Origin of the sequence: Phenylobacterium sp., assembly GCF_004297125.1 — a bacterium.
In the GTDB taxonomy this organism is placed as follows: Bacteria; Pseudomonadota; Alphaproteobacteria; order Caulobacterales; family Caulobacteraceae; genus Phenylobacterium.
Genome location: NZ_SCVD01000006.1, coordinates 78,338 through 100,744, shown reverse-complemented (window position 1 = coordinate 100,744; position 22,407 = coordinate 78,338). Strand labels below are relative to the sequence as shown.

The following is a 22,407-nucleotide window of genomic DNA, read 5'->3' as shown; positions in this document are numbered from 1 at the left end:
CCGGTGTCGTCTTCTGAACACGAGGCCTCGCTAGGGCCGGTAGATTGACCAGGAGGCCCCGTGCCCGTCTTGCCGTTGGATCGTCGCGCCGTGCTGCGGAGCTTGGCGGCGGGCGCCGCCTGGCCGGCGCAGGCCGCCGCGAAGCCCGATGACGGCGCCATCAGCTTTGTGGCCGTCGGCGATTGGGGACGCGACGGCGAGCCGTCGCAACGCGCCGTTGCAGGCGCCATGGCGCGGGCCGCGAACGAGATCGGGAGCCGGTTCGTGATCTCGGCCGGCGACAACTTCTACCCAGCCGGCGTCCAGTCGGTGAGCGACCCGCACTGGAAGCGCTCCTTCGAGGACGTCTACACTGCGCCCGCCCTGCATACGCCGTGGTATATCGCCCTCGGCAACCACGACTACCGCGGCGTTGCGCAGGCCCAGGTGGATTACAGCCGGCTGAGTCACCGGTGGCGGATGCCCGACCGCTATTTCAAGGTCGGGGGCGAGGTGCTCGGGACCCACCTCCTCGACCTCTTCGTGATCGACACCTCGCCGCTGGTCGACGGCCACAACTACGGAGAGATGTTCGAGCAGGCGATTCGGGGCCATGTCGAAGCGCGCCAGGACGCCCGGCAGATCGCTTGGCTGGAATCCGAGCTCCGTCGCTCAAGGGCGCCGTGGAAGATCGTCATGGGCCACCACCCGATCTATTCCGGCGGCCACGGGGACTCGCCCGAACTCATCGCCCAGGCGGCGCCCCTGTTGGAGCGGTACGGCGTGCAGGCCTACATCAACGGCCACGACCACGACTTGCAGCATATCCGGCGTGGGCGGGTCGACTACATCTGCGCCGGCGCCGGCGCCGAGGCGGGCCGCGTCGAGCCGATCAGCGGGACGCGCTACTGCATCTCCCGTCCCGGCTTCGCGACGTTCCGCCTCGAGCCGCAAGTGCTGCGCCTCGATTTTCGCGACCTCACGGGTCGCGTGCTCTACCGAGCGAACATCGACCAACGCACTGGTCGAATGGCGTAGCGACAACTGCCTCACGTCGGCCGCAGGCGTCCTCGGGCGAGCAAGGTTTGCACCGAGCGCCTCTGCATCCAAGCAGGAGGCCGCGGTCCATCAGCTGTGCCAATGAGAGGATTAGCGGGTCTGGGGCGAAGCGGTGGGCGTGATCGTCCAGACTTCCCGCGCCCGCGTTGGCCGGCTCGATCGCGAGGTTTGGATCGCAGTCCGGCCCGGACGGGTCCACGGCCTTCGGGTTGCGATAGGATGGACCGCCGGTGACATTGGAACTGGGATTGTTGGCGGCCGCCGTCGTCGTTCCCTCGCTCCTCATCGCCGTCACGCCGCGTCGGTGGACTGGCCGCGCGATGCTCGGGTGGGTGGTCTCGCCCTTGATCGCCTATGTCGGCGTGGTGGCCTGGGAGGGACTGACCCGCCCGGCGCAGACGATTTCCGCCCAGAATTTCCTTCTCGGCTTCTCGCTCCTCAGCGCGATCTTCATCGTCCCTTGGGGCCTCGCCTGTGCGGCCGGGTTCGCGATCGGATTCGGACTTCGACCGTTGATCCGACGCCCCGGGTCGGGCGCCGGGCCGACGCTCCAAGGGCGAACCCCGCCGGCAGGGCCCTCGAGCCGCGCGCCGGCGCCCGAAACGCCGCCGCCGAGTCTCCCGCCTGACGTCTCGCCCGACGCGGCGGAATGGCGGCCCGCGCATGTCGGCTTTGAGAACGATGGCCTGGAGATCGGCGGGCTGGGGGTCTGGACGCACACCTGGCGCGCCGTCGACGCCGCGCCCCTGCACCTCGCTCACCCGGCCCACCCCGACGAAACGCACCGCTTCCGCGTTCAGGAAATCGTGGAAGGCTCCAACCTTGTCCGCTTCGCGGTCAGCGAGGTCTCCAACGGCGTTTGGGGATTCTACGTGCCCCGATATGACGTTGTCGAAGCCTGGGGTTCGTCGGCGGATGGCTCACTGCGGTATGAACACCGCAAGCGCGAGCATGCTGAGCGCAAAGAAGAGGCGCCTGCCAGTTGGGCTGTCCTGCTCGACGCGGCGACCGGACACGTTCTGGCCGATGGCTCGGCCTGGACGGAGAGCAGGATCAGCGGCAATGCGGACGGCAGCCTGTTCCTGCGACTGCGGGATGATCCCGGCGAGACCCTGTTCCGGATCGATCCGACCGCCCGGACCTATCGGAACCAGGGCGAACCGAGGGGGGATTTTCCCCTCCTGACGCTCCCCGACGCCATCGAGCACGCCCGAAGGGAGGGCGCCCGTCCGGGGCCTGGCGCGCGTTATCGGCACATCTCACCGGACGGCGCGATCCGGGTCGACTCCGAGGCGGTCGAATGGGGCAACTCGCATTGGGTGCATACCCCGCGGGTCATAGACACGGCGAGTGGGCGCGTCCTTCTCGACCTGTGGAACACCGATTGGGACGCCACGGTGTCCTGGTCCGGTCCGCGCCGCGTCTCGCTCGACTTCAGCCGCTATCACTTCAGTGGCGACCTTACGATCGAACTCGACCTTGCGAACGAGAGCTACCGGATCACGCGCGAGCCAGGCGGGGACGCCGAACTGCCATCCGGACCGTTGGCCGAGGCGGCGAGCGCCATGGAGGCCTCGGGGCGGCGGGTCGCGGCGTTCGCGGCCGGGCACGGCGCGGCCCGTCCGGTCTGGGATGACGGCAAGCCCGGCCCCTTTGCGGCATTGCGGACGGCGCTGGTGATCCTGGTGACGGCGGCCGTCCTCATCGCCGCGGCGACGTGGCTGTCGATGACCACCGGGTCGCAACCCCCAGGCCGGCCGAAGGTGCTGCGGTCCATCCCGAGCGCGCCCGTGGCGCCTGCAAGGCCCAAGGTGCAGGCCGAACCGATCCGCGACCCCGGCGAACCTGGGGCGACGCGATGACAGCCTTCCGGATACTCTTCGCGTTCGATGCGCTGGTCGTGCTCGTTCTGGCGTACTTTTTCGTTGAAGGTCTGCAGTACGGCCGACCCGGGACGGTCCTGGCGATATGGCTCCCGGTCCTCGGCCTTCCGACCATCCTGCTCGCCGCGGCCTGGGCGTTGCGCGCGAAGGGCAGAACCCGCGTGGCGTGCTGGCTGCTTGTCGTCCTCGCGATCCCGCCGGCGGCCTTCGCGCTGCTTTTCGGTGCGCTCATCGCGGCCAATCCGCATTGGCAGTGAGGCCGGCGCAATCGGGGGCGCGGCAGGCGCGCTCCCGGCTTCCGGTCCGATCGGCTGAAACAAACGAAACGGAGTTTCAGCTCCGATAAAACATCGCCGCCATGTGAGTATGGAAGGCTCACCGCCGGGACGCGGCGGGACAAGGGGCTGGCGCGATCCAGGTCACAGGAAGGCGCCAGGACGTGTCGAACGAGGGCAGGCGGGGAGCGGATGTCTCAGGCGAGTGAAGAAGTCCTCGATGCGATCCTGCGGCATGCCCGGGAGGCTTGGGTGCTGGCGGACAGCGAGGGGCACGCCATCCGGCTGAGCGCCTCGGCCGAGGCGCTGATCGGCCACGCACCCCGTCCGACGCTTGAAGCCGCCCTCGCGGACCCGGGTGACAAGGTGACGTTTGCGGGCGTCGACAGCGACCTGACCGCTCAGGTCTGGCCGGTCGGCGGGTCTGGCCTGCGCCTCCTGCGTATCGATGCGCCATCGCGTTCGAGCGACGCGCAGCTCCGCGATTTCATCGACCACCTTCCGGCGCCCGTGGTGTTGCAGGACTCCGCCGCCAGGGTCGTCGCCGCCAATCCCCAAGCCAAGCGGCTGCTCGGGGCGGCCGCGGCGATCGGGGCTTCCCTCGCCGCCGATCCACGCTTTGCGGACCTTGAAGCCGAACGCGACGCCTGGGCCCAGGATGGTGCGATCACGACCGACGAGACCTGGGCCGTCGGCGGGGCGTCGCGTCGCTACCAGGTCGCCCGCTTCCGCATAGGGTCGGACCATGCCTCAGGGCCCGTGCTCGCCACGATCCTGCTGGATGTCACCGCGCGGCGCGACGCCGAGCAGAGGCTACGGGAGAGCGAGTCGCGCCTGGCCGCCTTCATGAACCATGCGCCCGTCGCGATGTACCTGAAGGAGGTCGGCGGGCGCTATGTGGTGGTCAACCGGCGGATGGAAGAGGTCGTGGTCAGTGGGGTAGGGGAGGTTCTAGGCCGAACGACCCGGGAGGTGTTCAACCCGATCGCCGCCGAGTTCATCGAAGCCGCCGACCGACGGGTCGTGGAGACGGGAAACGCGGAGGTGGGCGAGGAACACTACGCGGGCGCGGACGACTTCCAGTACACGTTCACGACCCGCTTTCCAGTGCGGAACGGCGATGGGCGGGTCACGCATATCGGCGGCGTGCTGATCGACACGACGCCCCTGAAACGGGCCGAGCGACGCACCATCGAGACCGAGCGACGCCTGAGCGCCTTCCTGACGCACGCGCCGTTCGGCATGTTCCTGAAGGACGCCCAGGGAACGATGCTGATCACGAACCCCGAGATGGCGCGCCTCGCCGCGGACGGCGAAGCCTTTGTCGATGGCGAGGACGCCGCGGCCGTGGCGAGGCGGGAAGCCGAGGTCATCGCCAGCGGTGAGCCCAGCGTCACCGAGTGGTTCCGTCCCGGACGCGATGCGTATGGCTCGACGCTGGCGATCCGCTTTCCGGCGCCGGGGGACGGCGGCCAGCCCCACCTCGGCGGGTTTGTGCTCGACCTCTCCGAGCGCAAGGCGGCGGAGGCCGACCTCGCCCGCTCGCAGGAAGCGCTGCATCAGTCAGAGAAGATCCGGGCCCTCGGCTCGCTGCTGGCCGGGGTCAGTCACGAACTGAACAACCCGCTGTCGGCCGTTCTCGGCAATGCGATCATGCTCGAAGAGGACCTCGTGGACGCCACCCACGTGGTGCGAGCGCAGCGGATCCGGATCGCCGCGGAGCGCTGCGCGCGCATCGTGCAGGTCTTCCTGGCCATGGCGCGGCAGAAGCCGCCCCACCGCGGCTGGACGCGGTTGGACGAGGTCGTCGCGGACGCCCTGGAAATCACGAGCTACGGCCTGCGCGTGGCGGGTATCGCCGCCAAGGCGGAACTGCCGGAGGGGTTGCCGGAGGTTTGGGCGGACGCCGACCAACTCCACCAGGTGATCGTGAATCTGATCGTCAACGCCCAGCAGGCGTTGGAGGACCAGCCGGACCCTCGCACCATCCGCCTCCGAGGCGGCGCGAGCGCGGAGGATCTGTGGCTGGAGGTCGAAGACTCCGGCCCGGGCGTGCCCGGAAACGTGGCGCCGCGGATCTTCGAGCCGTTCTACACCAGCAAGCCGCAAGGGGTGGGGACCGGGCTTGGCCTGTCGGTGTCATTGGGGATCATGGAGGCGCACGGTGGCGCGCTGGAGCTGTTGCCGTCCAACCGTGGCGCGCGGTTCCGCCTCCGGTTGCCACGCCGCGCGCCCGCGGACGAGGTTCGCCTACCGCCTAACGCCCCGGAGTCCGCCATGGGGTCCGGGCGGGTTCTGATTGTCGAAGACGATCCCGACGTGGCCGATGCGCTTGCGGGCTTTTTGCGGCGAGACGGATTCGAGGTGGAGTGGACGTCGGGCGCGGAGAGCATGACCCGTCTCACCGAGGCGGATCACGACCTCATCCTGTGTGACCTGAAGATGCCGGCGCACGACGGCCCGGCCACCCTGGCCTGGCTGAGCGGGGTGCGCCCGGACCTGCTGGACCGGATCGGCTTCGTGACAGCCGATGTGGTGGGACGGGCGGCCAGCGACTTCTTCGTCCAGTGTGGACGCCCGTACGCCGAGAAGCCGTTCACGCGCAAATCGATCCGGCGGTTGATCGCCGAACTCAGGGCGTTGGGTTCGGAGCGGCAGAACGCGCCGCCCGCATCATGACCGTGCTCAGGAACCCGTAGACCTCGATCCAGGCCTCGCGTTCCTCGGGCAGGAGGCTTCCGGTCTCGGCCTCTAGGCTCCAGATGAGTGCGGCGCCCACGGCGGCGTAGTGCGCTTCGCTGACGCCGTACGCGACGTGGCCGCGACCGAGCGCCGACACCGCGCCGCGGAGCGCCTCGAAGTCGTCGAGACCACCCACGACGACCGCCAGGGTGCTGGCCAACTTGTGCTGCTGGTCCGCCAGGCTGGATGCGAACAGGGGCCGCACGTCGGGGCGCAGGGCGAAAAGCCTGTCATAGAAGCGAGCTGTAAGCGCCTCGGCCTGTGCGACGCGGGCGAAGCTACGTTTCACCCTGTAGACGGCTTCGGAGGTGGGGAGGGCCGGCTCGTTGCCGTCCTGCGCCGGGGCACAAGGCGTATCCGCGCCGCCGCAGAGCGCGACGGCCATTTCGCGGTATGTCACGTAGGACCTGCTTCTGTGCATCGTGGACGCTATGATGCGCCGGCGAGGTTCCCGGCCGATGTCGTGGGGAGCGGCCCGCCGTTTCCTCTGTTTCAGTCAGCCGGCGCGGCGGCGGCCGGAGCGTGCAGCGCGCCGCCGGCAGGCGTGCGTTGGGGGACGAAAATGTAACCAGCCCCTCGCACCGTCTTGATCGACTGGGGCGTGGTCGGATCCAGCTCGATCTTCCTGCGGAGCCGCGTGATCCGCACATCGATCGACCGATCGAACCCGTCAAACTCCTTGTGATGCGCGAGGTCCAGCAGCCGGTCTCGCGTCAGCACGCGGTTCGGATTGTCGGCAAATGCCCGCAACAGGTCGAATTCCATGGCGGTCAGGGGGATGTCGCGTCCGTCGAGGTCGAACATCCGCCGGCTCTCGAGGTTGAGCATGCACCGCCCCATGCGGACCTCCGAGCCTACCGTCGCCGCCGGTGCGTCGGAGGTAATGCGGCGAAGCACCGCGCGAACCCGCGCCAGAAGCTCGCGCGGGTCGAACGGCTTGGCCACATAGTCGTCGGCCCCGATTTCGAGGCCGACCACCTTGTCGACGTTGTCGGTGTTGGCCGTCAGCATGATGATGCCGATAGGGCCTCGCTGGCGCAGCCGGCGTGCGATCGACAGGCCGTTCTCACCTGGCATGTTGATGTCGAGAAGGACGAGGTCCACGGCCCGCTCGGCCATCAGGGCGTCGAGCGCTGCGCCGCCGTCGACGGCGGTGACGGCGAGCCCCTGACGCGTGAGATAGTCCTGGACCGTCTCCCGGACGATCGCCTCGTCGTCGACGACCACGATGTGCGCGCTGGATGTCACGTTCGTTCCCCCGGGACGTCCTGGCCTGCGACCAGCCGTAAGCTCAGCATCCGGCCGAAGCGCCGTCGGCGGCAAGCGCGAACGCGAAATATCTGCCGCCCCCGACGGGATGCAACGTGCGCCATTCTCCAACCTCGAGGTTTCACGAGGTCGCCGCCCCAGGGCGCCGAGCGTTTCATTTGTTTCAGGGACCGCCCGCTGCTTGCTGGAACAATTGCAACACCTTTCGACGCGGCGCGACCTCTTCACGGAATATCGTGCGGCCAGACTGGCGACATGGAAACGCTGTCTCTGAACTTGGCCGCGAAGGATAGCGACGCGTCTCGACGCGTCGACGCCGCGGATGTGGCGGCGTGCCTGTCGGCCGTGCGCGAGCTGCTGTTCGATGACCACCATGTCCCGTGTCAGCGCGCACGGGCCGCGCGTGCCGACGCCGCCGAGGCGCAGGCACGGGGCGACGAGCTTAGGGCCAGGTCGCGCCGGACCTGGATGACATGGCGATGATCGCTCTCGGGAAGCAGCCTGGCCATGGGTCGGCGCATGTCCTCCCTGGGGCTTTCTCCGCACAACTGGCTTTCAAGGCGCCGAGGCGACCGCTCGGCGCTGAAACGGAAGAAACGCGTTTGCAGCGCGCACAACATACGACGGCGACGCGGGCGGTGGACACTGCAATGCACATCAACGCGGCCGAAAGCTCGGCGGCCAGAGTTCAAGAGAAGACGCCAATGATCCGGTTCCTCCGACCGTTGCTTGCCGCCACGTCCGCCGCCGCGGCCATGAGCGCGGCCGGCCCGTCCGCCGCACTGGCGATCTCGTTCCAGCCCACGGATGGCCCCCTGCCGATCGGCCAGGTCATGATCGCCGACTTCGACTCGGCCGTGGCGGCGGGCTTTCAGTTCGTCGAGGGGCCCAATACCTTCGTGCGCAGCGGCGCCCTGGGCCTCGATCCCGGCGTGAGCGCCCCGCCGCCGGGCGACACCTCCAACCATTTCACCATCACCAAAGGCGGCTTCGCGACCTTGACCGCCACCAAGGCGCTCGGCGCCTTCAGTTTCTTCCTCGGATCGCCGGACACCTTCAACAGCGTCACCTTCAGCGGCGAAGGCTTCAGCTTCACGCTTGCAGGCGATGAGATTTGGGGCGGCGCGCCGGCCGGCGCGACCGGTGATCAAAGCATCGGTCGTCGCGTCATCTACGATTTTGAAGGCCAGGCCGTGAAGGCGATCACCTTCGCCTCGAGCGGCAACGCCTTCGAGTTCGACGGCCTGGCCGGCGCCTACGCCGCCGTCCCCGAGCCTGCGGCTTGGGCGATGATGCTGATCGGCTTCGGCGGCGCCGGAGTCATCCTGCGTCGCCGTCGCGCCGTCCCCCGGTTCGCCTAGCTCCAATTCCCATACCGGGCGAATCGAACCCTCGCCGCCCCAGGCGGGGGCGCCTCCTTGCCACCCGAAGCGCGAGCCTCTCATGCCGACCTTCATCAGACCCGCGCCCTCGCGGCGTCTCCGGGCGACCGCGGCGCGGCCCTGCTCGGTCACAGATCTTCTTGTCCACACCTGGCGACGCGGCGCTGTCGGAGCGCTCACGCTTGCCATGCTGTCGATCGTCGTCATCTTCGGCGCCGCGATGATCTCAGGGGCCGGCGCGCGAACCGCTGAGACGGTCGTGAGGGCGCCGGCCAGGCTGTCCGCCGCCCTCATAGTGCGTTCGAGCTGACGGAACACGCCGTCGGGCTTCCGCAGGCGGTTCCGATGATCCCGCACATCGCGCTGACCGCATCAGGTTCGATCGACGGTCATGCCTCCGCGTCAGTCCTCCAGCCTCGCGAGCGCGAGGTTCAGGATGCGGCCGCCGCTGGCGTCGAGCAGGATAGCGACGGGTCGTCCCGAGGGATCGCGCCGGACCTTCAAACGGGCGAAGCTGGAGTCGAACATGTCCTTTGCCGAGGGCAGGAACACTACGGGATCGGGATGGCGGAGGCTGTTCATCGCCAGTCGTCCGTCGCGCACGCGGAGCTCGTAGGTGAGGTCCAGCTCCTCGCTACGATAGCTGCCTGCCAATGCGGCGAGTTCGGTAGGCGAGGGAGCCTCAATCGTGGCGCGGCGGTGAACCAGGCCATGCCCCCCCCAACGCGTGGTCTCCTCAAGGCCGGCGACCTGGCGGTTTGGGCCGTAGATGACGCGATAGCTCGTGCCGGCGGCGCCGAAGTCGAAGCGATCGTTGGCTCGAAAGACCGCCTTGGCCTCCGGCGCGTCGAAGGCGTGGCGCACCAGCGCGCCGTCGCGCAGCTCTAGCCGCATTCCCGTGCGCCAATCGTTGACGTAGTCGCCGGCCAAGGCCGTCAGCACGGCGGGAGCTGGCGTTACGATCGGCCGTGCGACCGACGTGCGGCTATTGAGGGCGAGGTCGGCCGCGCCCACCGCAAGGTCGTTGGCCGGGGCCTGGCCGCTGGCCACGAGGGCGACCACGGTGTCGTCGTCGGGGAAGGTCAGGAAGGCCGAACGGAACCCTGCGTCGGAACCGCCATGGCCGATGGACCGATGTCCGGCATCCTCGCCAATCAGCAGCCCCAGTCCGTAGTTGATCGGCGTGTCGTCCTTCAGGCGTCCCGGAACTTTCATCCGGGCGATGATCTTAGGGTCGAGGATCTTGGGGTTCATCAGCTCGCGGCCCCAGATCGCCAAATCCTCCGCGGTGGTCAGCAGGCTGGTCGCGCCCACGGTCTCGAAGTTCAGCCGGGCCAGTTCGGGCGCGCCGCCCTGGCCGGGAGCGTATGAGCTGGCGCGTCCCGGCACGAGCTCGCGGGCGTTGTCGTAGAAGAATGTCCGCTCCATACCCAGCGGCTGGAAGATCCGCTCGGTCGTGAACTCGCGCAGCGTCCGGCCGGAGGTCGCCTTCACGATCTCGGCCAGCAGGGTGTAGCCGGTGTTGGAGTAAGAGAACTGGGTCCCGGGCGCGAAGTTCAGCGCCGTCTGGCGTCGAACCATCTCCAACACCACGCCCTGGCGGCGCATGCCCTGGCCATCGTTGCCGCTGAGGGTGAAGAGACTCCACTGGTCGCGCAGCCCGCTGGTGTGATGCAGGAGGTCCAAGACCGTGATCGTCGCGCCGAAGTCCGGGACGTACGGCAGGTAGCGCCGGATGTCGGCGTCCAGGTCGACCTTGCCCTCCGCGGCCAGCATCGCGATGGCCAGCGCGGTGAATTCCTTCGAGATGCTCGCGGCGTGGAACCGGGTCTGCGGCGTTGCGGGATCGCCATGCTCGATGTCCGCGGCGCCGAACGCCCGGCTGTACGTCGTCTTGCCGCCCTGCGAGACCGCGACCGAGAGGCCCGGTCCGTCCTTGGCGAAGGCGGTGAACAGGCGGTCGAGGCGGGCGGGGTCGACGGCGGCCTGCGCCGTCGCGCTGGCCGCCAGGGTCAGGGTCATGCCGAGTAGCGGCGCGCGCATCCACCGAACCATTGTCTTCATTCCCTCAGTAGGACCGCCCCCGGGCCTCGATCGGCCAGATGTCGACCAGGGTCTCGCCGCGCATCACATGATAGGCGTCGTAGAGGTTCACGGTCGGATCGCAATGCGGCGTGACCAGGCGAACCGTATCGCCGAGCCCCAGTTGCGCGTCGCCCTGGAAGCGGACCGAGCCCTGCTCGTCGCCGACGAAGGTGTAGTCGCCTCGTATGCCGGGCGTCCGGATCAGCGGCGCGCCGTCGTCGGTGGCGAAGGCCTTCAGTCCGGCGTCTGTGGTCACGCGGCCCGGCCGGTTGGCGGAGATCACGGTGGTTTCGACGAACAGAGCCGTCTCGAACGGCGGCCCTTGGCCCGCGTGGGCGATCTCGTTGTACTGGCGATCCATGAACACGTACGAGCCGGCCTGCAACTCGGTGAGAGCGCCGGCGGGTGGGTCGATGTCGAAGGTGCCGGTCCCGCCGCCGGACAGCACGCCCGTTGCGAATCCCGCCTGCCGGAACGCGTCGCGCGCATGAGCCAGCACGGTCATGGCCGCCAGCGAGCGGGCCTTGCGGTCGTTGAACACCGCCACGTGCTGGACGTCGCCGTCGTAGCACTGGATCCCGACCAACCTCAGGCCGGCCAGAGGCGCGATCGTAGCGGCCAGGGCCAGGGCGGCGGCGCCGGGTTGCACGCCGCTGCGCCCCATGCCGGGATCGATATCCACCAGCACGTCGATCGGCTTGCCGGTCGCCAAGGCCGCCGCGGAGAGGGCCGCGGCGCTCTCGGCATGGTCGACGACCACGATCAGGCCCGACGACGTCAGGTTCAGGGCCGCCAGGCGAGCCAGGGCCTGGCGCGCCACGACAGGGGAGGTGATCAGGATCCCGCCGACGCCGCCGGCCCCCAAGGCTTCCGCCTCGCCCACCTTGGCGCAGCAGATCCCGATGGCGCCGGCGGCGATCTGGGCCTTCGCCACCGTCACCGACTTGTGCGTCTTGGCATGCGGACGCAGGGCGATCCCGTGCTCGCGGCAATGGGCGGCCATCTTCGCCACGTTCCGCTGGAAGGCGTCCAGGTCGAGGATCAGCACCGGCGTGGCGAGGCCGCGCGCGGCCTGCTGGTCGCCGATGAGATGGTGGTTGATGGACAAGGGGCCGGCCCGCCTGCAGCTTGATCGCGGCCTCGAAGGAGCGCCGGGCCGCCCGCTCACGGCAAGGCTCCTTTGGTAGGGCGCGCATTAGGCAGCCTAATGGTCCCCGCGCCGCCGCCCGGATTAGCCGGCCTAATGCGCGGATGACTTCTTATGCCTTGCCGATCGGGGTCTCGGATTGCTGACCTGAGTGTCCCGCTCAGGCGTGGCCGGCGCGGCCGTCGCCGTTGCGCGGCGCAGTATCGGGGCAGGCTTGTTGCGGGGTGCGGGATCGAGCGTCGGACCGGCGGCGGAGCGCGAGTGGTTCGGCCATCCCGCCGGCTTGTCCGTCCTGTTCCTGACCGAGACCTGGGAGCGGTTCTCCTACATCGCGATCCGGGTGCTGCTGGTCTACTACATGGTCAAAGGCCTGGGCTTTCACCCAGCCAAGGCTTCGATGATCTACGGCCTCTATTCCGGCTTCGCCTATCTGACGCCGATCGTCGGCGGGATCCTGTCGGACCGTTGGCTGGGCGCGCGGCGCTCGGTGATCCTGGGCTGTTCGATCATGGCCCTGGGCCATTTCATGATGATCTCGGAGGCGTTGTTCTACCCGGCGCTGGCCGCCATTTGCTTCGGCAACGGCCTGTTCCTGCCGAACCTGCTGAGCCAGGTGCGGCAGATCTACAAGCCTGGCGATCCGCGGGGGGCGTCGGCCTATAACGTCTACTATGTGGGCGCGAACCTCGGCGCACTCCTCGCCCCGATCGTCTGCGGCTACCTGGGCGAGACCTACGGCTGGCACTACGGCTTCGCGGCCGCGGGCGTCGGCATGCTGATCGGCATCGGGATCTACGCCGGCGGCGCTCGACACCTGCCGGTGGAGCAACCCCCGGCGGTCCACATCGCCGTACAGGCGACGCCGGCTTGGCGCGCCGATACCGCCACACGCTTCCGTCTGCTGGGCGCGGTGGCCGTGCTGATGGTGCTGTTCCGCACCGCTTATGAGCAGATCGGCAACACCGTGGCCTTGTGGGCCGACGAGGGCGTGGACCGCTCTCTGGGCGCCCTCACGATCCCGATGACCTGGCTGCAGGCGATCAATCCGCTGCTGGTCTGCTTCGCCATGCCGCTGGTGATCCTGACCTGGACCCGGCTGCGGGCCGCGGGCCGCGAGCCCGACGCCCTGGCCAAGATGGCGATCGGGTGCGCCGGCCTAGCCGCGGCCTACCTGATGTTGGCTGCGGTGGCCGCCGTCGCGGGGCCGGGGACGAAGGTCAGCTGGGTCTGGATCGCCGCCTACATCACCCTGTTGACGCTGGCGGAGATGTGGGTCTTCCCGATCGGGATGTCCCTGTTTGGCCGCTTGGCGCCGCTGGGGCTGGGCGCAACGACCATGGCGGTGTGGGGCCTGGGATCGTTCGCCGGCAACTTCATGGGCGGCCTCGTCGGCACGCTCTGGACCCGCATCGACCACGCGACCTTCTTCGCCCTCATCGCGACCTTGCCGGCCCTGGCCGCGGTGCTGTTCCTCGCGCTCGGACGGCCGGCGCGGAAAATCGAGGACGCCGCCGCCTTGGCTGCGGCCGCCACGTGAACGGGATCCGCCACACCATGCCGCTCTCCGCGCTCGCCGATCCGGATTCCAACGCCACGCCGATCCTGCTGCTAGGACCGCAGAACCTCGCCGCGTGGCGCGAGGCCCAGCCGCCAGCGGTCCAGGGCCTGCTCGCCGCCACGGGCTTCACGGGCGCCGAGGGCGAGCGCGCCTGGGCCCCGCTGGCGACGCCCACGCTCCTGGTGGGATCAGGCGGCCGCGTCCATCGCTGGATCCTCGCGGACATCCCTTCGAATGTGGAGGCGGGCGCCTATCGCCTGCTCAACGACCTGGATGCGGCGCAAGCCACCGAGGTCGCCGTCGGTTGGGCCCTGGGCGCCTACCGGTTCGACCGCTACCGGTCGCGGACGCGCGCGCCCGGCCGGCTCTGTTGGCCACAGGCGTCCGACCGGACTCAGGCCGCGCGCGAGATTTCCGCCGTCGCGCTGGCGCGCGATCTGATCAACACGCCCGCCAACGACATGGGGCCGGTCGAACTGGCCCAGGCGGTCCAGGACCTTGCGGCGCGGCACGGGGCCACCTGCCGCGTGGTGGTGGGCGAGGCGCTGTTGGACGAGGGCTATCGGCTGATCCACGCCGTCGGACGCGCCAGCGCCCGCCAGCCCCGCCTGATCGACCTGACCTGGGGCGACGAGGCCGCGCCGAAGGTCACCATCGTCGGCAAGGGCGTGTGCTTCGATACCGGCGGCCTGGACCTCAAGGCGCCCAACTTCATGCTGGAGATGAAGAAGGACATGGGCGGGGCCGCCCACGCCCTGGCCCTGACCCAGATGATCCTGGAGGCCGGCCTGCGCGTCCGTGTGCGGCTGCTGATCGCGGCGGTGGAGAACGCCATCGGCGCCGACGCCTTCCGGCCGCTGGACGTGATCGAGGCCCGGAATGGCCTGACCGTCGAGATCGGCAACACCGACGCCGAGGGGCGCCTGATCCTGGCCGACGCCCTGGTCGAGGCCTCCAGCGACCAGCCGGACCTGTTGATCGACTTCGCCACCCTGACCGGCGCGGCTCGGATCGCGCTGGGCGCCGATCTGCCCGCGGTGTTCTGCAACGACGAGGCCGTGGCGGCGGCGTTCCTGCGGCTCACCGAGGCGAACGACGAGCCGGCCTGGCGCATGCCGCTCTGGCGCCCCTACCTGGGCGACCTCAAGGGCAAGGTCGCCGACCTGCGCAACATCAGCGGCACGACCTTCGCCGGAGCCATCTATGCGGCGGTGTTCATGGAGCAGTTCGTGCGCCCCGGCACGCCCTGGCTGCACATCGACACCTATGCCTGGAACGACAAGGCCCGACCGGGCAGGCCGGAAGGCGGTGAGGCGCGCAACCTGCGCTCGGCCTTCGACTTGATCGTCGAGCGGCTGTGCGCATGAGACGGGTGGGGGTGCGGATGAAGCGGGGGTGGCGCGTGTTGCTGGCGGCGCTTGTGCTGAGCGCCCAGCCGGCCGCGGCGGCTCCGTCCGCCAAGGCGCTGTCGGCGCTGGACGCCCGCCTGCAGCAGATCATGCAGGCCTGGAATCCGGCGGGCATGGCGGTCGCCGTGATCGCGGACGACAAGGTCGTGTTCCTGCAGGGCTATGGCGTCACCTCCACCACCCGCGACGGAAGCAAGGTCGATGGCGACACGCTGTTCCAGCTGGCCTCGATCTCCAAGCCGCTGTCGTCGGCCCTGATCGGGACCTATGTCGACCAGGGCCGCCTGGCGTGGAGCGACCGGATTGTGGATCGGTTGCCCTGGTTCCGCGTGGGCGACGACGCCGTCACGGCGGACCTGCGGCTCGAGGACGCGCTGTCGCACCGGTCGGACGTGGAGGCCACGAACTGGCTGATCGACGTGCCTGGCATGACGTGGCGCGGCGCGGCCGAGCGCCTGCGCACCCTGCCACAGCAGGCGCCTGTGCGCTCGACGATGATCTACGACAACGTCATGTACTCGACCGGCGGGCTCATGCTGGTCGAGCAGGGCGAGGACTACGCCAAGGCGCTGAGCGGCCGGTTGTTCGCGCCTCTGGGCATGCGCCGCAGCCTCGGCGACTTCGAAGCCCTCCTCCAGCGCGAGGGCGTGGCGGCCTGCCACGAGTGCGAACTGGCCGACGGCCCGGGGCCGGTGGAGTCCGTGATGGCCACGCCGAACGTCGCGGTCCCCCACGTCCGAGTGCGCGACCTCCCGTCCACCCCGATCCGCTGGCGTCACGTGGCCACCACCGCGGCCAGCTCCGGCATGTCGAGCGCGGCCGACATGGCGCGCTTCCTTCGCATGATGCTGAACGGCGGGACATTGGACGGCGTGCGGGTGTTGAAGCCCGAGACCGTCGCCGAGATCCTGCGCCTCCACAGTCTCGCTAGGCCCGGCCGGACGCAGCCCATCGCCGGCTTCCTGGTAGAGCAGGCGCGGATCGCCGACTGGAGCCAGGGCTATGCGCTGGGCTGGTACGCCGCCCGCTACGCCGGCGTGGATATCCGCCACCATGGGGGCGGCCTGCTGGGCGTCGGCGGCAGCGTCATCATGGCGCCGGACCGCAAGGTGGCCGTGGTCGTGCTGACCAACGACCGGCTCTACAGCAGCAACCATGTGCTGGCCGCCGCCTACAGCGCCCTGGACACCGCCCTGGGCCTGCCGGCGGCGGACTGGACCGGCTACATGCGGATCCAGGACCAGCGCGCGGCGGCCGAGGCCGAGGCCTCGATCCCCGCGCGCGAAGGGACGTCCCTGAACCCGCCGGCTCGGCTGGCCGGTCGCTACTGCCACCCGGCCTATGGGGAGCTGACGGTCGCGGCGGACGCCGCGGGCCTCGCCATTTCCCAGGGCGAACAACGGCATGGCCGGCTGTTGCGCGTCTCGGGCGACCGCTTCGCCCTGCGCTGGGACGGCCCCCGTTTCGGCGGCCGACCCCTGGCGTTCCAGATCGGACCGGACGGCGCGGCGTCAGCCCTGGACGTCGACGCCATGCGCTTCGCCGCCTGCGGGGCGCCGTGACGCCGGACGGGCTCTCCCGCCGCCGCGCCCTGCTGGGCGGCGGTGGGCTGGCCCTGACCGCAGGCGCCGCGCGGGCCGCCGACCCGGATCCGGCCGACGGCGTCGAGGATCGCGCGCTGATCGCAGCCGCACGGCGGGGCCAGCCTCCCGTCGAGCTGCTCGAACGCACGGCCGGGGTGAAGCCGGGCGAGGGGACCTGCCTCGTCTGGGGGCGGGAGTTCCTGTTTGTCGCCCGGAGCGCCGACGCCGCGAGCCTCTCCCTCAACGACGGGCCCGCCCGACCCATGCGCGCCGTCGTGGCCTCGGACTACTGGACGCGCCTCGAGCGGCTGCCGCTGGGGACGACGCACAACTTCGCCTTCGTGGCCGCTGGCCGGCGGTTCGGCGTCGGCTCGGTCGCCGGCTTCACCCCCGACAGCCACCGCCTGCCGCAGGTGCCGCGCGGAAGTCTCGGCCCCATGCGCAGCGTGGCGAGCTTGCTCTATGGCGGCGCGGTCTCGGACTACTGGCTCTACGTCAACGCCGGCGCCGACGAACGTCGCGGCGCGCCGCTGATGGTGTGGTTCGACGGGGCGATGCATGTCGGCTGGCGCGACTACCGCGCCTTCCGGCTGCAGGCGGTCAGCGACAACCTGGTCCACCGCGGTGCGATCCCCCCGATGGTCCACCTGCTGATCCAGCCCGGCCGTGGCGGCCCCGGGCTCCCGTTACAGTTTCCGGGTCAGCAGCGGGACAACGCCATGCGCAGCCTGCAGTACGACGCCTTCTCCGACCTCTTCGCCCGCCACATCGAGACCGAGGTGCTGCCCCGGGTCGAGGCCGAGGTAAAGCTGCGCCAGGACGCCTATTCGCGCGGCGCGGCGGGGCAATCCTCTGGCGCGGTGGCGGCGTTCAAGCTGGGCTGGTTTCGACCGCACGAGTTCAGCCGCGTTCATTCGACCATCGGCAGCTTCACGGGGCTGCAACCCGAGGGCGCCGACGCCGCGCCGCTGGCGATCCGGCGCGAGGCCCGACGCAACTTGCGCATCTGGCTGTCGGACGGGGCGAACGACATCGACCTCGCTCAGGACGGGCGCGCCGATCTCTACGCCGCGGGCAGCTGGCCGCTGGGCAACATCGCCATGGCCCAGGCGCTGAAGACCCGGCTTTACGATTTCCATTTTCGGTTCGGGAACGCGGCGCACAACCCGGCCCAGGGGGGACTGGACCTTCCGGAGTCCCTGGCCTGGCTCTGGCGGGGCTACGATCCGGGCCGTACGCGCCAGACCTACGAACCGGATGCCGCCGAACGGGCACGCCCGCTCTACCGCGTGCGAATTTCGAACCGCGACGCCTGGTGAGCCTCAATGAACCCTGATCGATTGCGGTGGCTGGAGCTCGCCGTTAAGCCGGACGGCATGAGCATGCCGCACGACGACGAGCCGGACGCCTATCGGCTCGACGCCCAGCTGTTGTCGGATCTCTGGATCTTCCGCGCGGCGGCGCGCCTGGGCTCGATCACCGCCGCGGCGCGGCGTCTCGGCGTGACCCAGGGCGCGGTGAGCCAACGGGTGCTGCGCCTGGAAGCCCGCCTGGGGGCGCCGCTGTTCGTCCGCCACAAGAGCCGCATCGCCCTGACGGACGCCGGCACGACTCTGCTGGGCGCCATGACCCAGGTGGCGCTCGTGCTGAACGACTCCCTCAGCCGCATCAACCGCCTGCAGCGCAAGGCGATCGTGGTGAGCTGCGTGCCGTCGCTGGCCACCGAGTGGCTGGTGCCGCACCTGGACGAGTTCTACCGGCAGCACCCGGGCATCGAGGTGTTCGTGCGCTCCGAGCTCGCGCCCTCCACGCCTGAGCGGATGGAGGACGACGGCATCGATCTGGCCATAGACTACCTGCCGACCGCGCCCGCCGACCTGCACGAACTGGCCTCGCTGCAGGAGATGATCTTCCCCGTGTGCGCGCCGACCTATCGCCAGATGCTGGCCGGGCCGGACGCCGACACCATGCCCATCGTCCTGCTGCACGACGACGTGCCGTGGATCGGCGGGTCGGCGGAGTCGGAGTGGGGCGCCTGGCGCAAGGCGGCCGTCTCGACCTGGCCGGACCGGGCGACCGGCGCGCGCCATTTCAACCTGGCGCACCTAGCCTATCACGCCGCTATGGGGGACCAGGGCGTGGCGGTGGGCCGCTCGGTAATCGTCAACCGCCTGCTGATGAAGGGCGAGTTGGTCGCCGCCGTCGATCGCGCGCCGGTTCCGGGGCCCAGCTACCGCGTGTTGACCAGCCATCCGGGAGACGCCCGTTCGCCGGTCCGGCAGTTCGCGAACTGGTGGGGCAAGGCCATGGCCGAGACCCAGGCCCAGACGCTGTCTCTGCTCACTGCCGAGGCAGGGAGTGGGCTCGCCCTCTAATGGGTTCAATAGCAGTTCTTGGTTGCCTGTCAGGCGGCCGGTTCCGATCATCGGCTGATGAAGATTACGGTGGTCACGGAAACGGCTGCGCGGCGGCTCGTCACCCTGGCTGACGCGATCGCGGTGGTCGAGGCGGCGTTCGTCTCGCTCCATAGGGGCGAGTCGCTGGTGTTCCCGTCGGTGCGGGGCCACGGGTCCGATCCGATGACCCGGTTCGGCGTGAAGGCCGGCTACGACGGCGCCCGCAGGCTTCCCGGCCTGAAGGTCGGCAGCTACTGGGCGGGAAATCCCGCCAAGGGGCTGGAAGCGCACGGCTCGACGACCCTCCTGCTCGACGACGAGACCGGCTTCCCCAAGGCCCTGGTGGCCGCCAGCTACCTGAATGCCTTGCGCACCGCCGCGTCCGACGCGGTCGCCGTGCGGCGGCTCGCGCGGCCCGACGCCAAGGTCCTCACAGTCGTGGGAACCGGAAGCCAAGCTTACTGGGATGCGCTGGCGGTCGCCCAGGTCCGCGACCTCGCGAAGGTCTGGGTGTGCGGTCGTAACGCCGACGGCGCGACCAGGCTGGCCGCGCGTCTGGCGGAGGCCGGGCTCGCGGCCGAGGCGGGACCTGTCGAGGCGGCCGTCGCCGCCGCTGACATCATCTGCACGGTAACCGCCTCGCGCGAGCCCTTGTTCGCCGCCAGGCTGGTGTCGCCGGGGGCGCACATCTCGGCGATGGGAGCGGATGGTCCCGGCAAACAGGAACTGGATCCGGCGCTGCTCGCCCAATCCCCACTCTGGGCGGACGCGCCGGAACAGTCCGTGCTGATCGGAGAGTTTCAGCACGCGCCCAGGACGCGCGACGTGCGCGCCCTGGGCGCCTCGCTCGCAGGTGAGGGTCCCGGTCGCGCGCGCGACAACGAGATCACCGTCTACGACAGCTCCGGCATCGCCCTGCAGGACCTCGCCATCGCAGCCTTCGCTCTCGATCGCGCCCAGGCGGCCGGCGCCGACCTGGCGTTGGACCTGGGCTGATCCAAACCCTCAATTCCGCGGACCTCCAGCCGTCATGACCGACCTCGACCGACTGCCCGTCACGCCCGACGACATCCGCCAGGCCGCCCAGCGCATCGCGCCGTTCGTGCACCGCACGCCCGTGCTCAGCTCTCGTCGCCTGAACGAGATGCTGGGGGCCGAGGTGGTCTTCAAGTGCGAGAACCTGCAGCGCATCGGCGCCTTCAAGGCGCGCGGCGCGCACAATGCGGTCTTCCAGCTGGACGACGCGGCCGCCGCGCGCGGGGTCGTCACCCACTCGTCTGGCAACCATGCCGCGGCGCTCAGTCTGGCGGCGCGCAACCGGGGCGTCCCGGCGTTCATCGTCATGCCGACCAATGCGCCCACCGCCAAGATCGAGTCCGTCGTCCGGCTGGGCGGGGACGTCACCTTCTGTGAGCCGACGATCGCCGCGCGGGAGGCCGCCGCCGCAAGGATCGAAGCCGAACGGGGCGCGACCCTCGTCCACCCCTATGACGACGTACGGGTTATCGCGGGGCAGGGGACGGCGGCGCTGGAACTGCTGGCCGACCATCCGGACCTGGGCGCGATCCTGGCGCCCGTCGGCGGGGGCGGCCTGATGAGCGGCACGGCGGTGGCCGCGCGCGCGGCGTCCCAAACGATCCGCATCCTGGCGGTCGAGCCGGCGCAGGCAGACGACGCCTGGCGGTCCTGGTCGACGGGGGTCCTGACCGCCGGCGATCCGCCCGACACTATCGCCGATGGCCTGCGCACGACGCTGGGCGGGAATGGCTTCGTCATCCTGCGCGCCCTGCTGGACGACTTCGCGACCGTCAGCGAGGCGGCCATCGTCGAGGCCATGCGTCTCGTCTGGGAAGTCCTGAAGGTCGTCATCGAGCCCAGCAGCGCCGTGCCTGTCGCCGCCCTGCTGGAGCGGAGGTTCGACCTCGGCGGCCGCAAGGCGGGTGTCATCCTCACCGGCGGCAACGTCGACCTGGCCATGCTGCCGTGGCAGGCGAAGGCGTCCTGATGCCCGTGGCCCCGGAGACGACGTCCGCGATCGAGGCGCACAACGCGGCCGCCCTTTCGGCGCTCAAGCGCCGCGGGCCGGCGGTGTGGCTCAGGCCTGACGCTCTGTCGGCGGCCGCGCCGCGCGCTCCGGTCATCACCCTCTCCGACGTCGCCGAGGCCACGGCCCGCCTTGAGCGGTTCCAGCCCGCGCTCCGGAAACTCTTCCCGGAAAGCGGCTGGAACGGTCGGATCACATCCGCGCTGCTCGACTATCCGCACGGCGTGGGCGGCGCGCTGCTGGTCAAGGCGGATCACACGCTTCCCCTGACCGGTTCGATCAAGGCGCGCGGCGGGGTCTATGAGCTGCTGTGCCGGATCGAGCGGATGGCCCTGGCGGACGGCGTCCTGGCCGCAGGCGAGGGCTACGAGGCGCTCGCGACGCCGGAGGCCGCCCGTGCCTTCGGCCATCGCAAGGTCGTGGTCGCCAGCACTGGGAACCTGGGGTTCAGCATCGGCCTCGTTGCGCGCGCCTTCGGCCTCGCCGCCGACGTCCACATGTCGCATGACGCCAAGGCCTGGAAGAAGGACCGCCTGCTGCAATTGGGCGCGCGGGTCGTCGAGCACGACTGTGATTACACCCTGACGGTCGAGCGGGCGCGCGCAGCAGCGGCGGGCAGCGGCGACGACTTCATCGACGACGAGAGCTCGCGGGAACTGCTGATCGGCTACGCGACCGCCGCGGATGAATTGATCGGCCAGCTGAGCGCGCGCGGCATCGTCCCCACGGCGCGGAAGCCGGTGATCGTCTACCTGCCGTGCGGCGTGGGCGGCGCGCCCGGCGGCGTGACCTTCGGGCTGAAGGCGCGACTGGGCGATGCGGTCATCTGCGTGTTCGTGGAGCCCGTGGCTTCGGCCTGCGTCTTCGCGGCCCTGGCGACGGAGCAGGGCGCCGCGACCTCGGTCTATGACCTGGGCCTCGACAACCTGACCGTGGCTGATGGCCTGGCCGTCCCTCGCGCCTCGGCGCTGGTGCTGGAGGCCGTCGGCGATCAGATCGACGCCGTGGTGGCCGTCAGCGACGATCAGATGCTGGGCTGGGTCGGACGCGCGTGGCGCGAAGCCGGCCTGCGCCTGGAGCCCTCCGCCGCCGCCGCCCTGGCCGCCATCGCCCCATTTCGCGAGGCCATGGGGGGGCGTCCGGACATCGAGGCGGCGACCCATGTCGCCTGGACCACGGGAGGTTCGCTGCTGCCGGACGCCGAGTTCGAGCGGCTGCTGGCCTAGGCTGGGCGCCCGGCGCCCGCCGATTGGGCGCCTCGCCCGGAGCGGGGAACGTCATCGGCCGCCATGGCTCGGGGGTCTGCGGGCGGCGGTCTCGCGATCTCGACGGCTCGGGCCGCAGATCGACATCTTCATAAATAAAATCAACTGGAACGAGGCGATTTTGGATCGCGAGGCCCGCGACCGAGCAGGTCTAATGACCCCATAACGCGTCCCATAGGCACAGCTAATGCCTCCGGTAGTTTTTACGCTTTGGCCTTTCACCGGCCGGGTGCTCGGATCGCGTTGTCAAATACTTGTCGTGACGACGCGACCGCTTCCAGAACCCCTCCGGAATCTCCGGCGAAGACATCGGGCCCCACGCTCGTGGCGG

At 69.9% G+C, this 22,407-nt stretch carries 17 protein-coding genes; 13 read left to right on the top strand and 4 right to left on the bottom strand.

Going from position 1 to position 22,407, the window contains the following annotated elements:
- The first annotated feature begins 60 nt into the window (after positions 1 to 60).
- The 4 genes from EPO51_RS03505 to EPO51_RS03490 all read left to right on the top strand — a co-directional run bounded on the left by EPO51_RS03505 (position 61) and on the right by EPO51_RS03490 (position 5,875).
- Entirely contained in the window at positions 61 to 1,017 is a 957-nt protein-coding gene (locus EPO51_RS03505; RefSeq protein ID WP_293346039.1) for a purple acid phosphatase family protein, read from the top strand.
- Between the two features lie 251 nt (positions 1,018 to 1,268).
- Positions 1,269 to 2,900 (top strand): hypothetical protein, encoded by a 1,632-nt coding sequence (locus tag EPO51_RS03500; protein WP_293346037.1) that lies wholly within the window; start codon positions 1,269 to 1,271, stop codon positions 2,898 to 2,900.
- On the top strand, positions 2,897 to 3,178 hold the full coding sequence (locus EPO51_RS03495) for a hypothetical protein (protein WP_293346035.1): 282 nt from the start codon (positions 2,897 to 2,899) through the stop codon (positions 3,176 to 3,178). The genes EPO51_RS03500 and EPO51_RS03495 overlap by 4 nt, the downstream gene beginning before the upstream one ends.
- Positions 3,179 to 3,388: 210 nt before the next feature.
- Entirely contained in the window at positions 3,389 to 5,875 is a 2,487-nt protein-coding gene (locus EPO51_RS03490; protein ID WP_293346033.1) for a PAS domain S-box protein, read from the top strand.
- On the opposite strand, the gene EPO51_RS03485 is transcribed toward EPO51_RS03490, so the two are convergent.
- Together EPO51_RS03485 and EPO51_RS03480 are read right to left on the bottom strand one after the other, a co-directional pair.
- Positions 5,829 to 6,323 carry a globin domain-containing protein gene (locus tag EPO51_RS03485; protein ID WP_293346031.1) on the bottom strand — a complete coding sequence of 165 codons (495 nt, stop codon included), beginning with the start codon at positions 6,321 to 6,323 and terminating at the stop codon, positions 5,829 to 5,831. The two genes, EPO51_RS03490 and EPO51_RS03485, sit on opposite strands and share 47 nt — an antisense overlap.
- Positions 6,324 to 6,430: 107 nt before the next feature.
- Entirely contained in the window at positions 6,431 to 7,165 is a 735-nt protein-coding gene (locus EPO51_RS03480) for a response regulator (protein ID WP_293346029.1), read from the bottom strand.
- A 515-nt stretch (positions 7,166 to 7,680) separates the two neighbouring features.
- Here EPO51_RS03480 and EPO51_RS03475 point away from each other — a divergent pair.
- On the top strand, positions 7,681 to 8,568 hold the full coding sequence (locus tag EPO51_RS03475) for a PEPxxWA-CTERM sorting domain-containing protein (protein ID WP_293346027.1): 888 nt from the start codon (positions 7,681 to 7,683) through the stop codon (positions 8,566 to 8,568).
- A 423-nt stretch (positions 8,569 to 8,991) separates the two neighbouring features.
- On the opposite strand, the gene EPO51_RS03470 is transcribed toward EPO51_RS03475, so the two are convergent.
- Complete coding sequence (locus EPO51_RS03470; protein WP_293346025.1) at positions 8,992 to 10,644, bottom strand: serine hydrolase domain-containing protein; 1,653 nt, start codon at positions 10,642 to 10,644, stop codon at positions 8,992 to 8,994.
- A 13-nt stretch (positions 10,645 to 10,657) separates the two neighbouring features.
- Positions 10,658 to 11,782 carry a DSD1 family PLP-dependent enzyme gene (locus EPO51_RS03465; protein ID WP_293346023.1) on the bottom strand — a complete coding sequence of 375 codons (1,125 nt, stop codon included), beginning with the start codon at positions 11,780 to 11,782 and terminating at the stop codon, positions 10,658 to 10,660.
- A 190-nt stretch (positions 11,783 to 11,972) separates the two neighbouring features.
- On the opposite strand from EPO51_RS03465, the gene EPO51_RS03460 reads away from it, so the two are divergent.
- From EPO51_RS03460 to EPO51_RS03425, 8 genes are read left to right on the top strand one after another with little or no spacing between them, the layout of a single operon-like run.
- Positions 11,973 to 13,358 carry a peptide MFS transporter gene (locus tag EPO51_RS03460; RefSeq protein ID WP_293346021.1) on the top strand — a complete coding sequence of 462 codons (1,386 nt, stop codon included), beginning with the start codon at positions 11,973 to 11,975 and terminating at the stop codon, positions 13,356 to 13,358.
- Between the two features lie 17 nt (positions 13,359 to 13,375).
- Positions 13,376 to 14,746, top strand: coding sequence for a leucyl aminopeptidase family protein (locus tag EPO51_RS03455; RefSeq protein ID WP_293346019.1), 1,371 nt, complete (start codon positions 13,376 to 13,378; stop codon positions 14,744 to 14,746).
- Complete coding sequence (locus EPO51_RS03450) at positions 14,743 to 16,350, top strand: serine hydrolase (protein WP_293346017.1); 1,608 nt, start codon at positions 14,743 to 14,745, stop codon at positions 16,348 to 16,350. The genes EPO51_RS03455 and EPO51_RS03450 overlap by 4 nt, the downstream gene beginning before the upstream one ends.
- Complete coding sequence (locus EPO51_RS03445) at positions 16,347 to 17,690, top strand: alpha/beta hydrolase (RefSeq protein WP_293346015.1); 1,344 nt, start codon at positions 16,347 to 16,349, stop codon at positions 17,688 to 17,690. The genes EPO51_RS03450 and EPO51_RS03445 overlap by 4 nt, the downstream gene beginning before the upstream one ends.
- Before the next feature lie 6 nt (positions 17,691 to 17,696).
- Positions 17,697 to 18,746, top strand: coding sequence for a LysR family transcriptional regulator (locus tag EPO51_RS03440; protein WP_293346013.1), 1,050 nt, complete (start codon positions 17,697 to 17,699; stop codon positions 18,744 to 18,746).
- A gap of 57 nt (positions 18,747 to 18,803) precedes the next feature.
- On the top strand, positions 18,804 to 19,763 hold the full coding sequence (locus tag EPO51_RS03435; RefSeq protein WP_293346011.1) for an ornithine cyclodeaminase family protein: 960 nt from the start codon (positions 18,804 to 18,806) through the stop codon (positions 19,761 to 19,763).
- A gap of 34 nt (positions 19,764 to 19,797) precedes the next feature.
- Positions 19,798 to 20,772: a pyridoxal-phosphate dependent enzyme gene (locus EPO51_RS03430; protein ID WP_293346009.1), complete on the top strand. Its 975-nt coding sequence runs from the start codon at positions 19,798 to 19,800 to the stop codon at positions 20,770 to 20,772.
- On the top strand, positions 20,772 to 22,037 hold the full coding sequence (locus EPO51_RS03425; RefSeq protein ID WP_293346007.1) for a D-serine ammonia-lyase: 1,266 nt from the start codon (positions 20,772 to 20,774) through the stop codon (positions 22,035 to 22,037). Before EPO51_RS03430 ends, EPO51_RS03425 begins: the two co-directional genes overlap by 1 nt.
- Positions 22,038 to 22,407 lie beyond the last annotated feature (370 nt).

Bases quoted from the DNA above. Each gene is read 5' to 3' on its own strand.
- EPO51_RS03495 (WP_293346035.1), top strand. From the start codon at position 2,897: ATGACAGCCTTCCGGATACTCTTCGCGTTCGATGCGCTGGTCGTGCTC.
- EPO51_RS03490 (WP_293346033.1), top strand. From the start codon at position 3,389: ATGTCTCAGGCGAGTGAAGAAGTCCTCGATGCGATCCTGCGGCATGCC.
- EPO51_RS03485 (WP_293346031.1), bottom strand. From the start codon at position 6,323: ATGGCCGTCGCGCTCTGCGGCGGCGCGGATACGCCTTGTGCCCCGGCG.
- EPO51_RS03475 (WP_293346027.1), top strand. From the start codon at position 7,681: ATGGCGATGATCGCTCTCGGGAAGCAGCCTGGCCATGGGTCGGCGCAT.
- EPO51_RS03470 (WP_293346025.1), bottom strand. From the start codon at position 10,644: ATGGTTCGGTGGATGCGCGCGCCGCTACTCGGCATGACCCTGACCCTG.
- EPO51_RS03455 (WP_293346019.1), top strand. From the start codon at position 13,376: ATGCCGCTCTCCGCGCTCGCCGATCCGGATTCCAACGCCACGCCGATC.
- EPO51_RS03450 (WP_293346017.1), top strand. From the start codon at position 14,743: ATGAGACGGGTGGGGGTGCGGATGAAGCGGGGGTGGCGCGTGTTGCTG.
- EPO51_RS03440 (WP_293346013.1), top strand. From the start codon at position 17,697: ATGAACCCTGATCGATTGCGGTGGCTGGAGCTCGCCGTTAAGCCGGAC.
- EPO51_RS03435 (WP_293346011.1), top strand. From the start codon at position 18,804: ATGAAGATTACGGTGGTCACGGAAACGGCTGCGCGGCGGCTCGTCACC.
- EPO51_RS03430 (WP_293346009.1), top strand. From the start codon at position 19,798: ATGACCGACCTCGACCGACTGCCCGTCACGCCCGACGACATCCGCCAG.
- EPO51_RS03425 (WP_293346007.1), top strand. From the start codon at position 20,772: ATGCCCGTGGCCCCGGAGACGACGTCCGCGATCGAGGCGCACAACGCG.